The 18,621-nt window shown below is 60.6% G+C and carries 19 protein-coding genes; 4 read left to right on the top strand and 15 right to left on the bottom strand.

Annotated elements, in window-relative coordinates; all coding sequences use genetic code 11:
• The 14 genes from ACZ0AV_RS21065 to ACZ0AV_RS21000 all read right to left on the bottom strand — a co-directional run bounded on the left by ACZ0AV_RS21065 (position 1) and on the right by ACZ0AV_RS21000 (position 14,469).
• On the bottom strand, positions 1-759 hold the full coding sequence (locus tag ACZ0AV_RS21065; RefSeq protein WP_499152819.1) for a class I SAM-dependent methyltransferase: 759 nt from the start codon (positions 757-759) through the stop codon (positions 1-3).
• 164 nt (positions 760-923) lie between these two features.
• Positions 924-2,168: a flagellar hook-associated protein FlgL gene (flgL, locus tag ACZ0AV_RS21060; protein ID WP_499152818.1), complete on the bottom strand. Its 1,245-nt coding sequence runs from the start codon at positions 2,166-2,168 to the stop codon at positions 924-926.
• A gap of 150 nt (positions 2,169-2,318) precedes the next feature.
• On the bottom strand, positions 2,319-4,358 hold the full coding sequence (gene flgK, locus ACZ0AV_RS21055; RefSeq protein ID WP_499152817.1) for a flagellar hook-associated protein FlgK: 2,040 nt from the start codon (positions 4,356-4,358) through the stop codon (positions 2,319-2,321).
• Positions 4,359-4,364: 6 nt separating this feature from the next.
• Positions 4,365-5,582, bottom strand: a complete 1,218-nt coding sequence (gene flgJ / locus ACZ0AV_RS21050) for a flagellar assembly peptidoglycan hydrolase FlgJ (RefSeq protein WP_499152816.1) — start codon at positions 5,580-5,582, stop codon at positions 4,365-4,367.
• A gap of 12 nt (positions 5,583-5,594) precedes the next feature.
• Positions 5,595-6,692: a flagellar basal body P-ring protein FlgI gene (locus tag ACZ0AV_RS21045; protein ID WP_042553173.1), complete on the bottom strand. Its 1,098-nt coding sequence runs from the start codon at positions 6,690-6,692 to the stop codon at positions 5,595-5,597.
• 11 nt (positions 6,693-6,703) lie between these two features.
• Complete coding sequence (gene flgH, locus ACZ0AV_RS21040; protein WP_499152815.1) at positions 6,704-7,417, bottom strand: flagellar basal body L-ring protein FlgH; 714 nt, start codon at positions 7,415-7,417, stop codon at positions 6,704-6,706.
• A gap of 60 nt (positions 7,418-7,477) precedes the next feature.
• On the bottom strand, positions 7,478-8,263 hold the full coding sequence (gene flgG, locus ACZ0AV_RS21035) for a flagellar basal-body rod protein FlgG (protein ID WP_042553101.1): 786 nt from the start codon (positions 8,261-8,263) through the stop codon (positions 7,478-7,480).
• Positions 8,264-8,310: 47 nt separating this feature from the next.
• Positions 8,311-9,051 carry a flagellar basal body rod protein FlgF gene (locus ACZ0AV_RS21030; protein WP_499152814.1) on the bottom strand — a complete coding sequence of 247 codons (741 nt, stop codon included), beginning with the start codon at positions 9,049-9,051 and terminating at the stop codon, positions 8,311-8,313.
• A gap of 194 nt (positions 9,052-9,245) precedes the next feature.
• Positions 9,246-10,727, bottom strand: a complete 1,482-nt coding sequence (locus ACZ0AV_RS21025) for a flagellar hook protein FlgE (protein ID WP_499152813.1) — start codon at positions 10,725-10,727, stop codon at positions 9,246-9,248.
• Between the two features lie 41 nt (positions 10,728-10,768).
• The gene (gene flgD, locus ACZ0AV_RS21020; RefSeq protein WP_499152812.1) at positions 10,769-11,440 is read right to left on the bottom strand and encodes a flagellar hook assembly protein FlgD; all 672 of its coding nucleotides are present in this window, start codon (positions 11,438-11,440) and stop codon (positions 10,769-10,771) included.
• A gap of 14 nt (positions 11,441-11,454) precedes the next feature.
• Positions 11,455-11,898, bottom strand: coding sequence for a flagellar basal body rod protein FlgC (gene flgC / locus ACZ0AV_RS21015; protein ID WP_042553105.1), 444 nt, complete (start codon positions 11,896-11,898; stop codon positions 11,455-11,457).
• Positions 11,899-11,909: 11 nt separating this feature from the next.
• Positions 11,910-12,320, bottom strand: coding sequence for a flagellar basal body rod protein FlgB (gene flgB, locus ACZ0AV_RS21010; RefSeq protein WP_499152811.1), 411 nt, complete (start codon positions 12,318-12,320; stop codon positions 11,910-11,912).
• 286 nt (positions 12,321-12,606) lie between these two features.
• Complete coding sequence (gene cheR / locus ACZ0AV_RS21005) at positions 12,607-13,434, bottom strand: protein-glutamate O-methyltransferase CheR (protein ID WP_499152810.1); 828 nt, start codon at positions 13,432-13,434, stop codon at positions 12,607-12,609.
• Between the two features lie 99 nt (positions 13,435-13,533).
• Positions 13,534-14,469, bottom strand: a complete 936-nt coding sequence (locus ACZ0AV_RS21000; RefSeq protein WP_499152809.1) for a chemotaxis protein CheV — start codon at positions 14,467-14,469, stop codon at positions 13,534-13,536.
• A 79-nt stretch (positions 14,470-14,548) separates the two neighbouring features.
• Here ACZ0AV_RS21000 and flgA point away from each other — a divergent pair, with 79 nt between their 5' ends.
• The 4 genes from flgA (at position 14,549) to ACZ0AV_RS20980 (ending at position 17,207) form a co-directional block, all read left to right on the top strand.
• Positions 14,549-15,307 carry a flagellar basal body P-ring formation chaperone FlgA gene (gene flgA, locus ACZ0AV_RS20995; protein WP_499152808.1) on the top strand — a complete coding sequence of 253 codons (759 nt, stop codon included), beginning with the start codon at positions 14,549-14,551 and terminating at the stop codon, positions 15,305-15,307.
• A gap of 163 nt (positions 15,308-15,470) precedes the next feature.
• Complete coding sequence (gene flgM / locus ACZ0AV_RS20990; RefSeq protein WP_499152807.1) at positions 15,471-15,803, top strand: flagellar biosynthesis anti-sigma factor FlgM; 333 nt, start codon at positions 15,471-15,473, stop codon at positions 15,801-15,803.
• Positions 15,804-15,908: 105 nt separating this feature from the next.
• Positions 15,909-16,376, top strand: a complete 468-nt coding sequence (locus ACZ0AV_RS20985; RefSeq protein ID WP_499152806.1) for a flagella synthesis protein FlgN — start codon at positions 15,909-15,911, stop codon at positions 16,374-16,376.
• A gap of 81 nt (positions 16,377-16,457) precedes the next feature.
• Complete coding sequence (locus ACZ0AV_RS20980) at positions 16,458-17,207, top strand: flagellar brake protein (RefSeq protein ID WP_499152805.1); 750 nt, start codon at positions 16,458-16,460, stop codon at positions 17,205-17,207.
• A gap of 18 nt (positions 17,208-17,225) precedes the next feature.
• Here the strand turns inward: ACZ0AV_RS20980 and ACZ0AV_RS20975 are convergent, their stop codons facing one another.
• Positions 17,226-18,557: an MFS transporter gene (locus ACZ0AV_RS20975; protein ID WP_499152804.1), complete on the bottom strand. Its 1,332-nt coding sequence runs from the start codon at positions 18,555-18,557 to the stop codon at positions 17,226-17,228.
• Between the last annotated feature and the right edge of the window lie 64 nt (positions 18,558-18,621).

Raw genomic sequence — 18,621 nt, 5'->3', positions numbered from 1 at the left:
TCAACTCTTTTGAAGGATGAAATAGTGCTGCCGAGTTTCCGTTCTTTTTTCCAGATCAGAGGAAAACAGGCACGCTGACACCTCGATGCGCATGGCGGGCAAGAGCTCCGCCTGCCCCAGTAACTCCTCCAGCTCCGCAACCGTGCGGTAGATGGCCGAATACTCGTACTTCAGCTCTTCTGAATAGAATCGGTCAAGTGTCAGGCGCTCTTGCACGCCCACAGGTTCTCGCAGGTAGATCTTTCCCTCGGGCGCACATAATGCGCGGGCCGAGCGCAAAACCCTGATGCAGTCATCGTCATTCAGGTAGATCAGCAGCCCCGAAATGATGACCAGATCGAAGGGCGGCCTGACCAGCAATTCGCTCGGCTGGATATCGATTGCCGACATCGTCTGAAAGCGCAACGCGTTGTCACCCAGTTGCAGGGCTTCCTGCCTGGCCTTTTGAATCAGAGCCTCTGAAAAATCGATACCCAGGTAATCGATGCCGGGAACGGTCTGATTAAGGAACCAGCCCCAGCGCCCAACACCACATCCGATATCAAGAGCTCGGGCTGCCGCGGGGAGCTGTAGTTTCGGGGCCAGCACGGCCTTCTCGGCCTGATCGCGCTGCCTGACCAATTCAGGGTCATTGTCCTGATACATCGTGGTACTTAGCGCACTGGCATATTCTCGCCGGCCTCTCTCATCGAAAAAGGCCTGCGTTGCCTCGTAATCGATAGGAATGTTGGTCCCTTTTATCCGGCCTTGAGTGCTCATTCGTTCTCCACACGGGCTTGGTATGCGCGACGCGCCATTGGCGATCAACTCTGCGTCAATCTTCCGACATTCAGAGACCACCAAGCAAAAGATTAGCCAACAGGAGAGAAGCTGCTACTGGTTGCCACATAGACATGCAGAATGTGGCAATGCCAGCCAAGAGATCAGAGCTTGTTGAACAGGTTCAGGCTCGAGACTTTCACGTAGCTCTGCTGCGCAGCTTCGAGGATCAGCGTCTGGAATGACAGGCGCGAGAGCGCCTCGGGATAGTCCAGCTCACGCAGTTCGGCCTGCACCGACTTGTTGGCGAGGGCGGTGTCTTCGTTGCTGGTCAGCGTACTTTCGATAATGTTTCGACGCGCGCCAATGTCGCCACGGGTGGCATCGACCGTAACGCTGGCATGTGACAGATTGGTTATCGCCTGTGCGACGGCATCGCGGACCTGCCGGTTGCCCTCCGGCGTTGCCGGCGACTCCTCGAGCGACTTGCGCAGATTGGCGATGGTGTCGAGCGCGCCCTGTTTCTGGCGGTTGGGATCGGACGTGACGGTGACCGTATCGCCTGCAGCGGGAGCGCCATCGAAGTTGATCACCACGCCGCGAAAAACCAGCTTGTCGGTGGCGTCGGGCTGGTCATCCATGGCACCGCTGGCCAGTGCCGGCGTGGTGGTTCCAGCTGCAAACACCTCGTAGCTATTGGCATCCGGGTTGCCGAATACGATATCAACGCCACCATCCGGAAAACGCGGTGTGCCACTGAATGCCACCTCATCCTGAACCAGTGGCGTGGAGGCGCGCAGAGTAGACCCAGGCTGAGCGGCGACGGCCGCATCCAGGCGACCGGCATTGATAACGTCCTGAAATACCTTCTTGCCGTTATCACTGATCGGTACGCTGAGCGAGCTGGCAATTTCCAGCTTGCGCTGCCCTTCGTCGCCCTGATAGCTGTAAGTGCCATCGGCATTGCGAGCGAAAGGCTCGGCTTTGCCCTGGAATCCCGAGAAAAGATATTCACCGCGGGCATTCTTGGTATTCATGAGGCCGAGTAGCTCGTCTTCACGCTCACGCAATTCGGCTGCGATAGCTTTGCGCTGCTCGGGAGCCAGGCCGCCGTTACCGGCAGTAAATGCAAGTTCCTGCACCCTTATCAGTACGGTGTTCACCGACTGTAAAACGCTTTCCTCCTGAACGAGGCTGTTATCTGCCGCATTCAGGTTTTCCTTGTGTTGGCTCAGCACATTCTGCTGCTGCTCGAGCTGCAGCAGACGCACGGACGCGACCGGATCATCGGCTGGCGTGAGGATGCGGTTGCCGGTGCTGATCTGTTCCTGAGTGCGGATGGCATTGGCGTAGTTGCGCTGCAGGCCTTGCACGCCGTTGTTGAACGCCTGAACAGTGGAGATGCGCATAACAGCCTCGTCTTCTCTGGCGGTGGCTGGCGTTTGCCAGAGCCGCACCCGCTTGGGGATTTGTTCACCACCTGGCCAGTGCTGGATGGTTGATCGTGTTGTGTGTTTGTGGGCTGAAGCCCACCCTACCCGACGGGCGCGTTCGCGCCACTACCTGAATGCCCCGATCAGGGTATCGAACAAAGAGCGCGCAACTTGAATCACCTGGGCGGACGCGTTGTAGTACTGCTCGAACTTGATCAGGTTGGCCGCCTCTTCATCCAGGTTGACTGCAGACAGCGAATCTCGGTTGTCCTGCGCCTGTTTGAGAATAGCAGTTGTCGCCTCGCCGTCCTGCCGAGCCTGTGCGGTCAGCGTGCCGACCCGCTCGATCAGGTCCCCGTAGCTGTCGGTGAAACTGGAGCCGGTGGCAATGCCCGTCACCGTGGGGTCGACACCGACCACCTGCTTGCTCTGCAAGCCGACCAGCGCCAGAGCGTTACGGTTGTCCGACACACCGTTCTGGTTGAAGCCGATCGTGAAGCGATCACCGTTTTCCGGGCGGCCGCTGAGGCTCATGTTGGCGCGGGTGCCATCGGCCAGGGTCAACTGGTAGTTGTTTTGCTGGCCCGGCTCGAATAGCGGTGTCGGTGCAGGGGTGATCGGCTGCCCCTTGTTATCGACACGGGTCAGCGTCGCGCCGGCAGGCAAGCCGTTGAAACCGCCCGCTGCCGAGTCGTAGGTCAGCGCCAGCGGTGGAAATGCGGCCTGCAAAGCTGCCGGGTCGATATTACTGCCTGTGGGCTGCAGCGTCGGCTGGCTGATCACACCATTGCCGCGGTTCTGCGTGTTGGCCTCGGCGCGAATCGGCGCGGCGAAGGCCAACTGATCGGCCTGATCGAGGATTGTCGACATGGTCGAGGCGCCGATGCGGGTCGGCTGCAATACGAACGAATCGCCAGCTGCCGGCGCGGGCGTGCCGACCACGACCTGGAAACCCTGGCTGCGCCCGGCGCTGTCCTGAAAACTCAGGGTACCGGGAGGGTTCTGCGTCACGGTCATCGGCTGGTTGTCGCTCAGGCGCCGCGCCGTGTAATTGCCACCGTCGAACTCCAGTCGATAATCGCTGGTGGTCAACAGCGAGCTGTTGCTGATGTTGAGGATCGGTGAAGCATTGCTGCTGTTGGTAGAAGACGGCAGCACGCGCAAGCGGGCCAGTGATTCGGCGTTGAAATCACCGAACAGCTTGGTGCCAACCTGCCCTTTCAGATCCAGGCCCTGCCCCAGCTGGCTGTTGACCTGATCACTCACCGCCAGCGCCAGGCGCCCCAGGGAATTGAAGGTGGTGTCCAGCACCTCCTCGCGATACCGCAGGATGCCGCCCAGCTCGCCGCCAGTGACTTGTGTGGTGATGGTCTGCCGAGATGCACCCACCAGAAACTGGATTTCCGAGCGATTCGGATCATTGGTGCCGGGCACCACTTCCAGGCGCGCCGCACTGTTGCCGATTACCAGCGGCTGGCCAGAGCCGATGAAGACGTTTTGCGTACCATCGTTCTGCGCGACCACGTTGACGCCAATGAACGTCGACAATTGCCGCACCGCTTCTTCACGGGCATCGAGCAGATCATTGGGCTGACTGCCGTTGGATTGCGCGACGGCAATCGATTCATTGAGACTGGCGATGGAGCCGGCGAGCCGATTGACCTGCTCGGTCACGGCCCCCATCTGCTTGTTGGCGAACGCGTTCTGCTCGCTCAAACGGTCGTAAACGGTATTGAATCGCCGACTCAGCCCCTCGGCTTCTGAGAGCACCAACTGCCGGGCGGGCACGTTGGACGGATCCTCGGCGGCGGTCTGCAGGGACGAGAAGAACTTCTGCAGCGACGGTGTGACTCCCGTGGTGGTGCCGGCCAGCAGTGAGTCCAGCTGATCGATCTGGCTCTTGTAGGCCGCCACGTCGCTGCTCAACGAGGTGCTGCTGCGCAGTTGGGTGGTCAGAAACTCACTGTAACTGCGGCGGATATCCACCAGCGAGGTGCCGGAGCCAATGTAGCCCGCCCCGCTGAACTGCGGCGTACGTGTGGCCTGGATGGTGTCCTGGCGCGAGAACCCGGGCGTGTTGATGTTGGTGATGTTATGGCCGGTGACCGCCAACGACGTCTTGTTCGCCGACAGGCCCGACAGGCCAATGCTCAGTAAGTCAGCCATGCTTCATCATCCCTGGTTCGAGGGCGCGCCGTTGGCGGCGATCATCTGGTAGGTCGACATCTTGCGAGCGATCTGCGACACCTTGTTGGCGTACTGCGGATCGGTGGCATAGCCGGCTTTCTGCAACTCGCGGGCGAACTGCTCGGGGTTGGCGGTCGAGCTCAGGGCTTTTTCATAGCGCCCGTTGCTCTGCAGGAAGCTCACGTAATCGTCGAAACTGTGGGCAAAGGATTCGTAGGCGCGGAAGGACGCGGCTTCCTTCACCGGTTTGCCGTTCTGGTATTCGGTGGTCATCACCCGTGCGGAATCACCGCCCCAGGTGTTGTGGGTCTTGATACCGAACAGGTTGTGGCTGCTGCTGCCATCGCCCTGCTTGATGATCGACTTGCCCCAGCCGGTTTCCAGGGCCGCCTGGGCGACCAGGTACCGCGGGTCGACGCCCAGTTTGGCTGCCGCCTTCTCGGCCATCGGCAGCATGGTTTCCATGAATTCCTTGGCCGACTTGAAGGTGGTGCGGCTGGCAATGGCTTCGCTGCCGTTGATGTCCAGGCGGCGTTCGGTCGGCGCCGCATAGGCCTTGGCAGGCAACCAATCACCTTTGGCCAGCGGCTTGCCCACGGCATCACCGGCGGGCGTGCCTGGCGCTGTAGCAGCCGTAACCGCCTCAGCGCCAGGCACGATGCCGGCCTGAACACGTTGAGCCAGTTTGCCGGGCAGTGACAGGCGGCGCTGATTGAGCAAGGCCATGTCATTGCGCTCGCCGTCCGCAACCGCCGCGGCCTTTTCGACCTGCATGGGCGCGGCTGCCTGTTCGGTGCGCGCCAGCGGCTTGCTCGGTGCGGCCGGCACCGGTGCGTCGACCTGGGCGAATGGATTGGGCCGCTCGCTGACGTTGCGCATCTTCGACATCTGCCGCGCCATCACGTCGGCCAGGCCGATACCGTTCTTGTTGCCGGCCATGGTCACCGACAGCTGTTGGTCGTACATGTCCTGGTAGGTCTTGGCTTCGTTGCTGTTCATGAAGTTGCCTTCACCGAACACTTCGTTGGCCGAGCGCATGGTCTTGAGCATTTCATTGAGGAACAGCGACTCGAATTCCTTCGCAACCTTGCGAATGTTTTCCTCATTGTCGCCACCAACCTTGAACTGGTTGAGGCGATTGAGATCGGTATAGGCGCCAGTATCAATGCTGCTGGTGCCGGCGGCCGCGAGTCGAGTATCCATGTCCCGTTCCTTTTAAATCACGATCAGGTCGGCCTGCAGAGCGCCGGCTTGCTTGAGCGCCTCCAGGATGGCCATCAGGTCGGAAGGCGCCGCGCCCACCTGGTTTACCGCCCGCACGATCTCGTCGAGGGTGGTGCCCGGGCCGAACTTGAACATCGGCTTCATTTCTTCATCGGCGCCCACCCGTGAGCGCGGCACAACCGCGGTCTCGCCGCCGGACAAAGCGCCTGGCTGGCTGACGATCGGGTCTTCGGTGATGGTCACCGTCAGGCTGCCATGGGTCACGGCGGCAGGCTGCACACGCACGTTCTGGCCGATCACGATGGTGCCGGTACGCGAGTTGATGATGACCTTGGCGACCGCCTGCCCGACATCGACCTCGAGGTTCTCGAGGATCGACAGGTAGTCGACACGCTGGCTCGGGTCGAGCGGCGCGCTGACGCGAATCGAGCCACCATCGAGCGCCTGAGCCACGCCGGGGCCAAGCAGTTCGTTGATGTGGTCGACGATGTTCTTGGCGGTGGTGAAGTCCGGGCGATTGAGGTTCAGCGTCAGGGTATTGCCCTGATCGAAACCGCTCGGCACCGGACGTTCGACCGTGGCACCACCGGGGATGCGGCCAGCCGAGGGCACGTTGACGGTGATGCGCGAGCCGTCGGCGCCACTGGCATCGAAACCGCCCACCACCAGGTTGCCCTGGGCAATGGCGTAGGTGTTGCCGTCGATACCCTTGAGTGGCGTCATCAGCAGGCTGCCACCGCGCAGGCTCTTGGCGTTGCCGATGGAGGAAATGGTGATGTCGATGGTCTGCCCGGGCTTGGCGAACGGCGGCAGGTCGGCATGGATCGACACCGCGGCGACGTTCTTCAACTGCACGTTGCCGCCTTCCGGCACCTTGATACCGAACTGCGCCATCATGTTGTTGAAGGTCTGCACGGTGAAGGGCGTCTGGGTGGTCTGGTCGCCGCTGCCATTGAGGCCCACGACCAGGCCGTAACCGATCAACTGGTTACTGCGTACACCCTGGATGCTGGCCAGGTCCTTGAGCCGCTCGGCTTGAGCGGTGGAGGCCAGCAGCAGCGCCGCGACAGTGATGATCCATTTGCGCATGATCAAGAACCTCAGAACGGCCACAGCGGGCTGACGAAAAAGCGATCCAGCCATCCTGGCTGACTGGCATCGGCGAAGGCGCCGGTGCCGGAATAGGTGATGCGTGCATCGGCGATACGGGTCGAGGCCACCGTGTTGTCACGGGCGACGTCGTCGGAGCGAACCAGCCCGGCTATACGCACCAGTTCGTCACCGGTATTGAGCGTCATCCACTTCTCGCCGCGTACCACCAGCAGACCGTTGGGCAGCACCTCGGCCACGGTAACGGTGATCGAGCCGGTCAGGCTGTTGCTCTGCCCGGCCTGGCCGGAGCCATTGGTGTCACGCTGGGCACCGTACTGGGCGCTGAGCCCCAGGTTCTCGGCCTTCAGCGGGTTGAGGCTGGAACTGGGATTGTCGATCGACACACCACCGCCAAACAGCGAGGTCAGGCCAATGTTCGCGTTGCTGTCCTTGGACATCTGCGAGCTGGCGTTCTTGCTGGCCTGCATGCGTTCACTGAGGCTGATGGTGATCACATCGCCGACGCGAAACGCCTTGCGGTCGCCGTACAGGTTGTTCTCGAAACCCGACTGGAAGATCGAGCCATTGTTCTGCGCAGCCGGCAACGGTGTGCGCGGCAGCACTGGCGCGTAGTACGGGTCGTTGGGCTTGGCGGCAGGCGCCATGCAGCCAGTGAGCACTACACTGCCGAGAATCGAGAACACACACACCAAGCGGTTCATAACCACTACCTCACAACGTTCAGGCGTATCGAGGGGCGGGCTGTCGCCCTACCCCGGGTCTTAAAGGTTCTGCGTGATGAAGGACAACATCTGGTCGGCGGTGGAGATGACCTTGGAGTTCATCTCGTAGGCGCGCTGGGTGGTGATCATGTTGACCATCTCCTCGACCACGCTGACGTTGGAGTTCTCCAGGGTGTTCTGCAGCGTCGTGCCCAGCCCGTTGAGGCCCGGCGTACCCACTTGCGGGGCACCGCTGGAGGCGGTTTCCAGGAACAGGTTGTTGCCGATCGCCTCCAGGCCCGCCGGGTTGATGAAGTCGGTGATCTGGATGTTGCCGACGATTTGCGGCTGCGGGTTGCCGGTGGTGGTCACCGACGCGGTACCGTCTTCACCCACGGTGAACGTACGCACTTCCGGCGGCAACACGATAGCCGGCTCCAGGGCGAAACCCTGCGAAGTCACGACCTGGCCATCGGAGTTCAGGTGGAAGCTGCCATCACGGGTGTAGGACACCGTGCCATCGGGCATCAAAACCTGGAAGAAACCACGGCCATTGATCGCCATGTCCATCGGCTGCTCGGTGGTTTGCAGGCTGCCGGCGGTGAAGATCTTCTGCGTGCCGTTGATGCGCACACCGGTACCCAGTTGCAAGCCGGACGGCAACTGGCTGTCCTGACTCGACTGGCCGCCGGGCTGGCGACGGATCTGGTACAGCAGGTCCTCGAACTCGGCGCGATCGCGCTTGAAGCCCGTGGTGGACACGTTGGCCAGGTTGTTGGAAATGGTCGTCAGGTTCATGTCCTGAGCGGACAGGCCGGTCTTGCTGACCCAAAGTGCCGGAAGCATAGCGTTTCTCCTCGGGCGCCGGATTCATGGCGCCGCGCGTTTGGTTATCAGGTCATTTGCAAGACACGCGCCATAGCGGTGTCATTGTCTTCGGCCGTACGCATCATCTTTACCGACAGCTCGAACTGCCGGGACAGCGCCAGGATCGAGGTCATTTCCTCGACCGCGTTGACGTTGCTGGCCTCGAGAAAGCCCGAGGTGATCTGCACGGTGGCATCCGCCTCTGGCGGCTGCGGGCCGGTGAAGCGGATCATGCCGTCGCTGCCTTTCTGCATCTGTTTCAGGTCAGGATTGACCAGCCGCAACCGGTCAACCTCGGCGAGCACCCGCGGCGCTTCGCCCAGGGCACGAATGCTGATGGTGCCATCCTGGCCGATCTCGATCTTCTGCTCCGGCGGCACGGCAATCGGCCCGGCATTGCCCATGACCGGCATGCCATTGCCGGTGCGCAGCATGCCCTGGGCATCGACGTTCAGGCTCGCGGTACGCACATAGGCCTCGGTGCCATCCGGCGCCTGCACGGCCAGCCAGCCCTTGCCGCCAATCGCGACATCCAGATCACGGCCGGTTTCCTGCAGGGCGCCCGGCGTAAAGTCGGTACCGGGTCGCTCGCTCATGGCGAACACTCGCGACGGCTGAGTCTCACCAAAGATCGGCATCGAGCGCGCCTGCTCGAAATCGCGGCGGAAGCCGGTGGTGGAGATGTTCGCCAGATTGTTGGCGTGGGCACGCTGGGCCAACGTGTTGTTGTGGGCACCAGTCATGGAGACGTACAGCATCTTGTCCATGTTTCCTCCGAGGTGGGGCAACTCGCCCGCGACTCTGACAAGAGCTTAAAAGCAATTGGCGTGCCATGGCTTATAAAAACACATAAGCCATTGATTTTATTTGAATAAATAAAACAGAACAGGCTCCCGAGGGAGCCTGTAATTTGTCGCTTGGCGAGTTGTTGCCGCTGGCGGCAACAACTCCCTGACGCCTATCAACGCAGGTTGATGATCGTCTGCGTGATGGCGCTCTCGGTCTCGATGGTCTTGGCATTGGCCTGGTAGTTGCGCTGGGCGACGATCAGGTTCACCAACTGGTCCGACAGCTCGACGTTGGAGTCTTCCAGCGCGCCGGACTGCAGCGTACCCAGCGTGCCGCTTTTCGGCGTGCCTACCACCGGCTCGCCGGATGCCGACGATTGAACCCAGGCAGTTTTACCGACCGGCGTAAGCCCCTGCATGTTGGCAAAGTTGGCCAGCACCAACTGGCCCTGAACCTTGGTCTGGCCGTTGGTGTAACGCGCGAACAGCACGCCGGTCTCATCGATCTCCAGGCCCGACAACTCACCGGTGCTATAGCCGTCCTGGACGACCCTGGCGACCGAGAACGTGCTGTTGTACTGGGAGGAGCCGCGGAAATCGAACTTCACCGCGTCGCTGGCATCCGAGCCATTGGCCGCCCAGGTAGTGCCTTCGGCATTGGTGGGCGCTGCCGGAATCCAGCCATTCATGCTGATGGTGCCATCGGGGTTGACCGTGAGCCCGGCGCTCAACGCAGTCGGATCCACGGTCTGCAACTTGCCCGAGGCATCGAAGCTTATGCTGGCGGAAAGCGGCTGAGTGTTGGCAGGGTTCAGCGGGTTGCGACCGTCGACGAGGATTTTTACGTCCCAGTTGTTGGCATCGGTCTTCACGAAATATTGAGTGAAGGAATGCGCGTTGCCCTGGGCATCGTAGATGTTGACCGATGTGGAGCGGTTGTAGCTGGTCGGGTCCGCAGGGTTGAAGGAGGCGTTGGCAGCCGTGGAGCCCGCGGTATTACCCGCCGCGTTGGCAGCTGCAAGCTGTGCCGGCGTCGCCGCCGCGGTCGCTGCAGCAATCTGAGCAGGCGTCGGATTGGGGACACCAGGCAGGAGGGATCCATTGAAAGCGGTTTGGAAGGCGCCATCAAAGGCACTCTGGCGTAGCACCGGAACGGTTTCGGTCGAGTTCAGGTTGAATGGCTGGGTAATCGTACTGGTCGAGCGCGGCGCCTGACTGGCTGTTTCCACCCTCAGGTTGCCGATGATGCCGTTCTGCAGATTGCCGTTAGCGTCTACGCCATAACCCTGCAGGTTATGCCCGAAATTGTTGACGATGAAACCTTCGCGATCAGTACCGAAATAACCGGCACGGGTGTAGCTGATATCACCGTTGTTGCTGGTGCGGAAGAAGCCACTGCCGTTGATGGCGAGGTCCAGCGAGTTCTGGGTGTAGTTGATGTTGCCCTGGCTGAACAACTGCGACACGTCGCTGAGCAGCACACCGCTACCGATCGGGTTCGAGCCGCTGCTGAGCATCGACGAGGCATAGAGGTCGGCGAACTCCGCACGTGACTGCTTGAAGCCCGCGGTACCGGCGTTGGCGATGTTGTTACCCGTTACGTTAAGGTCACTGGTCGCAGCGCGCAGGCCACTAAGACCGATATTGAACGACATGAAATTCTCCTTGCCGATACCCGGCAGTTACAACCTGTTAGTTACTGACCAATGACCTGCACTTGCGACAGCGGCACATTGCCGATTCCTGCAAGGTTGAGCATCAATTCGTTGCCGCCCAGCGTCACGCTGTCGACGTTGGCCGGCAGCATGGTGTGCAGCCCCTTCGTCTCGTTGCCGTACGTTGCCTGGGCCTCGAACCGGTAGGTGCCCGGCTTCATCACGTTGCCGCTGGAGTCCTTGCCGTCCCAGATAAAGTTGACGTTGCCGGCCTTCTGCTCACCCAGGTTGATTCGGCTGACCACCGCGCCGGAACCGTCATAGACGTTGACGTACACGTTGCTACTGCTGGTCGGTAGCACGGCGCTGGCCTTGAAGCTCTCGCTGGTATCGACCACGGCCTTGTCCACCGGCACGATCACTTTGCGACCGACCAGCGAAGACGCCTGCAGAGCTTGGGAAGACTGATAACCCGAGAGAATGGTCTCCATGCTCGAGTTGAGCTTCTCGACGCCTTCCACGGTACTGAATTGCGCCAGCTGTGCGATGAACTCGCCGTTGCCCTGGGGCTCCAGCGGGTTCTGATTGTTCAGCTGCGCCACCAGCAGATTGAGAAACTGGTCCTTGCCCAGTTCCTTGTTCTGCGTGGTGTCCTGCTTGACCTGAAACTGATCCAGTACCGAACTGGAGCCGACGCCATCAACAGTGCTCATCTCTCACTCCCGGCTTACTGACCCAAGGTCAGGACGCGCTGCATCATCTGCTTGGCGGTATTCATCATTTCCACGTTGGTCTGGAAGGCGCGACTGGCGGAAATCATGTCCGCCATCTCCTCGACCACGTTGACGTTGGGGTAATACACATAACCGGCTTCATCGGCCGCCGGGTGGTTCGGCTCGTAGCGCGGCATCAGGCTGCTCTGATCCTCGACGATACCCAGCACCTGCACGCCGGCACCCGACTGATCCTGGTCGGCGAACAGCGAACCGTTCTCGCCACCCTGTGCCTGCTGAAAGACGGTCGCGAACACCGGGTGCCGCGCCCGATAGGTCTGGTCGATGCTCGACGAGACCGTTTCGGCGTTGGCGATGTTGCTGGAGATGGTATTCAAGCGAGTGCTCTGGGCACTCATGCCGGTTCCGGCGATGTTGAACACGCTGGTAAGTGACATGTCGGGCTCCTTTATTCACCACGCAGGGCGCTTACGAGCCCTTTGAATTTGCTGTTGAGAAGCGTGAAGCTGGTCTGGAAGGCCACCGAATTCTCGGCATAGTTGGCCTGCTCTACCTGCGCGTCCACGGTGTTCTGATCGATCGAGGGCGCTGTGGGGATGCGGTAGGCCAGGGCCGCATCACCCATTGGCACGCCTTCTGCTGCAATATGGCGACTGTTGGTGGTCTTCAGGCCCGCATTGCCGGTGCCGCCGCTCTTGGCGGCCTGCTGGGCCAGCACAGAGGCGAAGTCCAGATCTCTGGCCTTGTAGTTGGGGGTGTCGGCGTTCGCCATGTTGTTGGCCAACACCTCGGCACGCTGGGCGCGGAAGCCCAATGCCTTCTCATGAATACCCAATGCGCTGTCGAAACTGATGCTCATCTCAGGAACCTTTGCCATGGCGGCTAGCCTGTTTTCGTGCAAAGTTCTCAGCAAAGCACGTGCCAATTTATTTTTTTCTTTATAAATCAGCTTGATGAGCAATAAAGGAGTCGAGCAGAGAGGCTAAGCGGCAAAGCTTTTCCGCCGGTTGGCAAGGTGAAGGCGGCAATTGCCGAGCGGCTTGCCGCTTTTCTGACGCCCAGGTGACGGAACACTGTCAGTCATCGAAGGGATTTTGCAGAAACGCAAACGGGAGGCCTGGGCCTCCCGTCTTGAGCAGCTGCAATCATTTGGCTTTGTAAATGATCCCGGGACTGCACTGCACCATCTGGTACTTCTCCGGCAAGCCATTGAGGGCTTCGGAAGCACCGAGAAACAGATACCCGCCAGGCTTGAGCATGGCGTGGATGCGCGTGAGGATGTCCTTCTTGACGTCAGCCGAGAAGTAGATCAGCACGTTGCGGCAAAACACGATGTCGAACTTGCCCAGGCTGGCATAGCTGTCCAGCAGGTTCAGCGGGCGAAACTCGACCCGACTCTTGATCGCCGGCTTGACCACCCAGCGCCCCGGCCCCTTGGGGTCGAAGAAGCGCTGCAAACGCTCCTGGGCAAGGCCGCGGCCCATGGCCAGGCTGTCGTACTCACCCGACTTGCAGTTGTTGAGCATGGTCGGCGACAGATCCGTTGCAACGATCTGCACCCCGGTCTTGAGCTGACCAAGGTTGCTGCGCTCGAATTCATCGATGCTCATCGACAGCGAATAAGGCTCCTGCCCCGAGGAGCAGGCTGCCGACCAGATACGCAGACGCTGTCCCGGGTACGCCTTGATGAGCTCCGGCAACACGCGATTCTTGAGCACTTCGAATGGATAGGCATCGCGAAACCACAGGGTTTCGTTGGTAGTCATGGCATCGACCACCTGCTCACGCAGGCCACTGCGTGGCTGAGTCTGCATGCGCTGCACCAGTTCTCCGAGAGACTTGATGCCATTGGTTTCCATCAGTTTGTTCAGCCGGCTGGAGACCAGGTACTGCTTATTGCTACCCAGCACGATGCCACAGGCTTTTTCCAGAAAGATCCGGAATTGCTCAAAATCCAAATTACCTGAAGACACTCGCGCAGCCTCGCCCATCTGAAAAGTAGAACGACAAGCGAGCCACTGCGCACCTGCCGATTATGCTACTGCCGCCAGATAGATCGGGCGGCTGATACGTCATGTCGATTGAACGCTCGCCTTGATGCGTTCGACCACTCGAGAGGCCAGATCATCCGGACGAAATTTCGCCAGGAAGTCGTTGGCCCCCACCTTCTTGACCATCGCCTGGTTGAACACCCCGGACAGCGAAGTATGCAGCAGTATATGCAGCTTCTGCATGCGCGGGTCGGAGCGTATCGCGGCGGTCAGTGTGTAGCCGTCCATCTCGGGCATCTCGATGTCGGAGATGAGCATCAGCAGCTCCTGCTCCGGCGATTTGCCCTCGTCTGCCATGGCACGCAGGAAATCCAGCGCCTGGCGACCATCATTCAATGCCGTCACCTCGACGCCGATGGTCTGCAGGCAGCGCATCACCTGCTTGCGGGCAACCGACGAGTCGTCGACGATCAACACGTGCTGGCTGACGGCCTTGGTCTGGGTTTCGGCGTCGACCACGCCCACGGAAATCACTTCGGAAGTCGGCGCCACCTCGGCGAGAATCTTCTCCACGTCGATGATTTCGACCAGCTTGTCGTCCAACCGCGTAACCGCCGTCAGGTAGTGATCACGCCCGGTCCCCTTGGGTGGCGGGTGGATTTCTTCCCAGTTCATGTTGACGATGCGCTCGACAGAACGCACCAGGAAGCCCTGCACCTTGGTGTTGTACTCGGTGATGATGACGAAGCTGCCCTCCAGATCACCCAGCGGGCGCTTGCCCGTCGCCATGGATAGATCGAGGATCGGAATGGTGCCGCCACGAATGTTCGCCACGCCGCGAACCACCGGGCTCGACTTCGGCATTATGGTGAGTTTCGGGCACTGAAGTACCTCCTTCACCTTGAAGACGTTGATCCCGTAAAGCTGTGAGCCATCGAGACGAAACAGCAGCAGTTCCAGGCGATTCTGCCCAACCAGCTGAGTGCGCTGGTTGACCGAATCCATCACACCGGCCATGTGTGGGCCCTCATTAATTCAGTAACGCATCTGATTTGGTCAGCGTAGCAGGCGGCACGCGCTTTGCTTCTAACCAGGCATGAATGCACAAACGACAATTATTCGACGCGCGATGGCCAAGAGCCTTCGATGCCTGGCAGTTTTACCTGCTTTACTGGCGCTCGGCTATAGCACGCTGTCAACTGCCTCCGTCACCCTGCCCGATCAGCTTATCGGCGAGAGTCAGCGCTTTCTTGAGCAGGCTGTTGATGAGTATTTGCAGCGCAGCAACATTCAGGCTCGCCACGAGATCGAGATCAACCGCCTGGACCCGCGCTTGCGGCTGCCGTTGTGCGATCAGCCACTGACCACCACCCTGGAAACCCCGGCCGAACCGGTAGGCCGGGTGACCACCCGGGTACGCTGCGACGGCACCTCCCCCTGGACGGTATTCGTGCCAGGGCAGGTTCGCCTGTTCCGCGAAGTGGTCACCGTGGTGCGCCCCATCAAGCGCGACGGGGTATTGAACGAAGCGGACATCATGCTCGCGGAACGCGATGTGGGTCTGCTCAACCAGGGCTACCTGACAGATCTCGGGCAGGCCCTCGGCAGGAAAGCGACACGCGCCATGCAGCCGGAGCAGGTGCTGGCGCCGGTGTATATTCGCCAGGCCGAGGCCATTCGTCGTGGTGACCAGGTGGTGATCAGTGCACGCAGCGGGGGCATCAATGTGCGCATGCCTGGCGAAGCCCTCTCCGACGGCACCGTGGGCAAACAGATCAGTGTGCGCAACCAGCGCTCACAGCGGGTGGTACGGGCTCGGGTAATCGGCCCAGGGCAGGTTGAAGTATCGATGTAGGAGTCTGCGGACTCATTTGCCGAAAGGATTGTCAGAGCTCTGGCTGACTGATGAAGCAGCGTGTTTTAGACTGTGCAAGCGACGCGATTTTTTTGCCTAAAGTTTTCTCGGAAGTCGCCGACACACTAGGCAAGCGTCCAAACCCTGTCAGAGGTTCTGCATCATGGTCATCGATTTCAATCGGCTCAACAGCACCACGCCAGCCAGCACCACACGTGCAGGTAGCACCCAGGGCGGCAAGAATGAAGCCGCCGACAAGGCCGCAGGCAACGAAGCCGCGAGCCAGAAAGCAGCCCTTGGCGGCAAGAGCGGTGAATCCGTTCAACTGAGCAGTGAAGCTCAGCAGCTGCAGAAGACCGTGGACAAGCTGCGCGACCAACCGGTCGTCGACACCGATCGGGTCGCCAAACTGAAGCAGGCCGTCGCCGATGGCAGTTATCAGGTCGACAGCCAGCGCGTCGCCAGCAAGCTGCTCAATTTCGAATCCCAGCGCTAGTCTGCGGGCTTGCACTGGGGTGTTGGACGCCCGGGAACCGTTTCGATGTGTGCCAGCCACGCGGCTAGCCCTCTTCGAACGAGTTGCCCCCCCAGAGAGCCCGTTATGAACGCTAAAACCCTGCTTGACCTGTTCAATGAAGATATCGGCCATGCAGGCCGGTTGCTTGAGCTGATCGAGGCCGAATTCCAGGCCTTGAGCGAACATGACCTTACCCGCCTGCAACAGATCCTGGCCGACAAGCAGCCTCTCCTTGCCTGCCTGGACCAGCACGGCAGACAGCGCTCCCAGACACTGATGAACCTCAACCTGAGCGCCGACCGCACCGGCTTGCAGGCGCTCGCCCAGGGTTCCGATCAGGGCGATGCCCTGATGGCCAGCAGCGACCAGCTGAGCGCTCTTCTGGAAAGCTGCCAGAGCGCCAATCTGCGTAACGGCCGCGTGATCCGCTCAAGCCAGACCTCCACCGGGAAAATGCTTGGTATCCTGCGTGGCAACGAGACACCTTCGCTCTATGACAGCAGCGGCGGTACCGCTAAGATTGGCAGCAAGCGCCCGCTTAGTCAGGCCTGAATATAACGACAAGATGCGCAATGATGCCGAAATGGCATTATCATAGGCGCAGCAGTACCTTGCCCCGGAGATCACTGGACCGTGTCCAACCCCTTCGTTCAGGACGATGGCCCGCAACCCCCGAAAGTGCTCAAGGCACCCATGGAAATCGTTGCCAACCTACGCCTTCTGCAACACCACCATGACCCCTTGATCATCATGTTTCAGGAACGCAACCAGCGCTTCCAGAGCTATGTCATCGAAGTGGACCGTGATCAGAATTTACTGATTCTCGATGAAATGATCCCGAGCGACGGCGAACGCTACATGCAGAACGGCGAAGCCTTTCGCGTCGAGTCGCTGCATGACGGCGTGCGCATAGCCTGGGACTGCCCGACGAGCATGCAGGCCGGCGAATTCCAGGGCGAGCGCTGCTATGTAGGAAGCATCCCCGCAGAGATGCTTTATCACCAGCGCCGTAATGCATTTCGCGCCGCGCTGAAGCAGTCGGATCAGGTCAAGGTCGAGCTGGGCGGCAGTAGACTGCGCTCCCCCCTGGAAGGCCAGATGCTCGACATATCCGCCTCGGGCTGCAAGGTGCGCCTGCCTGGCGATGCCAGCGAAAAGCTGCAGCCGGGTCAGGTCTACGAAGGCTTCCATGCATTGTTGCCGGTAGGCCGCCTGGACGTCGCCGTCGAGCTGCGCCATGCACGCTATGATGACAAGCTCGACCTCACCTTTGTCGGTCTGCATTTCGCCAACATGAGTGGCCTGCAGCAGCGCCTGATAGAGCGCTTCGTGTACCAGTTGCAACGTGAGGCGCGGCGCTTCGAGAACGATACCTTTCTCTGACGCCCGCCTTCGAAACCTTCAGGTCTGCGGTGCGCCCGCAGGCCTGCCTTCGTCATCTTCCTCGTTGCGCACTTCGGGATCGACTGCGACCGAATCCTGCATCTGGTCCTGAATCACCTGCTCATCGACCCGCGGATCCAGCGCTGCCATCAGCGGAGAAGCCGTCATGTTCACCGGCATGGCCACGTGCTGCAGCGGCGCATCATCGACCTGATGAAGATGCGTGACGATGTTCGAGCGCACCCGCCAGACCAGGAACAGCCCGCAGAGGCAGAAGAAGGCATACAGCATGTTGGCGCCGAAGAAGCGCATCAGCACTCCTACCAACAGCGGGCCGATACAGGCACCGACGCCAAAGGTCACCAGCAACATGGCGGTCAGCGATACGCGCCGATCGGCCTCGACGTGGTCGTTGGCGAAGGCAACCGCCAGGGGATAGAGGCTGAATTGCAGCATGCTGACCACGAAACCGACCGAAATCAGCAACAGCAGCGGCGCTTCGGTGAGGATCGCCAGCGGCGCCGCGACCAGCGCCATCAAGCCGGCCATGCCGCGTATCAGTTTGACCCTGTCGAAGCGATCCGACAGCCAACCCAGCGGCGCCTGCACGATGAGACCGGCGAGAATGCAGCACCCCATGAATATCCCGATCTGCTCGGTGGCCAGCCCCATATCCGTAGCGTAGAGCGGCGCAAGACCGTAGAAGGCGCCGATCATCAGGCCGGCCACGCCGATGGTAGTCAGCGACAGCGGCACACGCTTGATGAAGAAACGCATCTCCAGGGGCGCCGGGTGCAGGGGCAACGGGTGCAGGCGCCGAGTGAGCGCCACCGGCACCAGGCACAGGGCAAAGGCCAGGGCCACCAGCATCAGCAGTTCCAGCCCCAGGGTGGGATGCACCACCAGAACCAGTTGACCGAGCACCAGGCCGAGGTAGGATGCCGCCATGTAACCGGCGAACACCAGGCCACGCTGCTTGGTATCGGCCTGCTCGTTCAGCCAGCTCTCGATCACCATGTACTGGCACATCATGCCCAGCCCGACCAGCACGCGCAGGACCAACCAGGCGGGCAGCCAGTCAAGCAGACCATGCCCCAGCACGGCGGCGGTGACCACACCTGCACAGGCCACATAGGCACGGATATGCCCGACCCTGGCGATCAGCCGGTGGCCGATCTTGCCGCCCAGCACCAGGCCGAAATAGTTGGCCGCCATCAGCGCACCCGCCCACACACCCTCCCCGGACTCTGCCAGGCGCAACGCCAGGTAGGTACTCAGAAGGCCGGAGCCCAGCAGCATCAGTACGGTGGCGATATACAGCGAACTGAAGGACTTCCAGATCATGCGCATTAGACAGCAACGACTCCTTGTAACCAGCCGAGCAGACCGCTCAACCTAAACCAAAACGGATACC

The sequence above is a fragment of the Pseudomonas sp. AC532 genome, from assembly GCF_979258965.1.
This window is presented reverse-complemented; position numbering and strand designations above follow the sequence as displayed.

Excerpts from the sequence above, each read along its gene's own strand:
- ACZ0AV_RS21065 (WP_499152819.1), bottom strand. The coding sequence starts at position 759 with ATGAGCACTCAAGGCCGGATAAAAGGGACCAACATTCCTATCGATTAC.
- flgL (WP_499152818.1), bottom strand. The coding sequence starts at position 2,168 with ATGCGCATCTCCACTGTTCAGGCGTTCAACAACGGCGTGCAAGGCCTG.
- flgK (WP_499152817.1), bottom strand. The coding sequence starts at position 4,358 with ATGGCTGACTTACTGAGCATTGGCCTGTCGGGCCTGTCGGCGAACAAG.
- flgJ (WP_499152816.1), bottom strand. The coding sequence starts at position 5,582 with ATGGATACTCGACTCGCGGCCGCCGGCACCAGCAGCATTGATACTGGC.
- ACZ0AV_RS21045 (WP_042553173.1), bottom strand. The coding sequence starts at position 6,692 with ATGCGCAAATGGATCATCACTGTCGCGGCGCTGCTGCTGGCCTCCACC.
- flgH (WP_499152815.1), bottom strand. The coding sequence starts at position 7,417 with ATGAACCGCTTGGTGTGTGTGTTCTCGATTCTCGGCAGTGTAGTGCTC.
- flgG (WP_042553101.1), bottom strand. The coding sequence starts at position 8,263 with ATGCTTCCGGCACTTTGGGTCAGCAAGACCGGCCTGTCCGCTCAGGAC.
- ACZ0AV_RS21030 (WP_499152814.1), bottom strand. The coding sequence starts at position 9,051 with ATGGACAAGATGCTGTACGTCTCCATGACTGGTGCCCACAACAACACG.
- ACZ0AV_RS21025 (WP_499152813.1), bottom strand. The coding sequence starts at position 10,727 with ATGTCGTTCAATATCGGTCTTAGTGGCCTGCGCGCTGCGACCAGTGAC.
- flgD (WP_499152812.1), bottom strand. The coding sequence starts at position 11,440 with ATGAGCACTGTTGATGGCGTCGGCTCCAGTTCGGTACTGGATCAGTTT.
- flgC (WP_042553105.1), bottom strand. The coding sequence starts at position 11,898 with ATGTCACTTACCAGCGTGTTCAACATCGCCGGAACCGGCATGAGTGCC.
- flgB (WP_499152811.1), bottom strand. The coding sequence starts at position 12,320 with ATGAGCATCAGTTTCGACAGCGCATTGGGTATTCATGAGAAGGCATTG.
- ACZ0AV_RS21000 (WP_499152809.1), bottom strand. The coding sequence starts at position 14,469 with ATGGCCGGTGTGATGGATTCGGTCAACCAGCGCACTCAGCTGGTTGGG.
- flgA (WP_499152808.1), top strand. The coding sequence starts at position 14,549 with ATGAATGCACAAACGACAATTATTCGACGCGCGATGGCCAAGAGCCTT.
- flgM (WP_499152807.1), top strand. The coding sequence starts at position 15,471 with ATGGTCATCGATTTCAATCGGCTCAACAGCACCACGCCAGCCAGCACC.
- ACZ0AV_RS20985 (WP_499152806.1), top strand. The coding sequence starts at position 15,909 with ATGAACGCTAAAACCCTGCTTGACCTGTTCAATGAAGATATCGGCCAT.
- ACZ0AV_RS20975 (WP_499152804.1), bottom strand. The coding sequence starts at position 18,557 with ATGCGCATGATCTGGAAGTCCTTCAGTTCGCTGTATATCGCCACCGTA.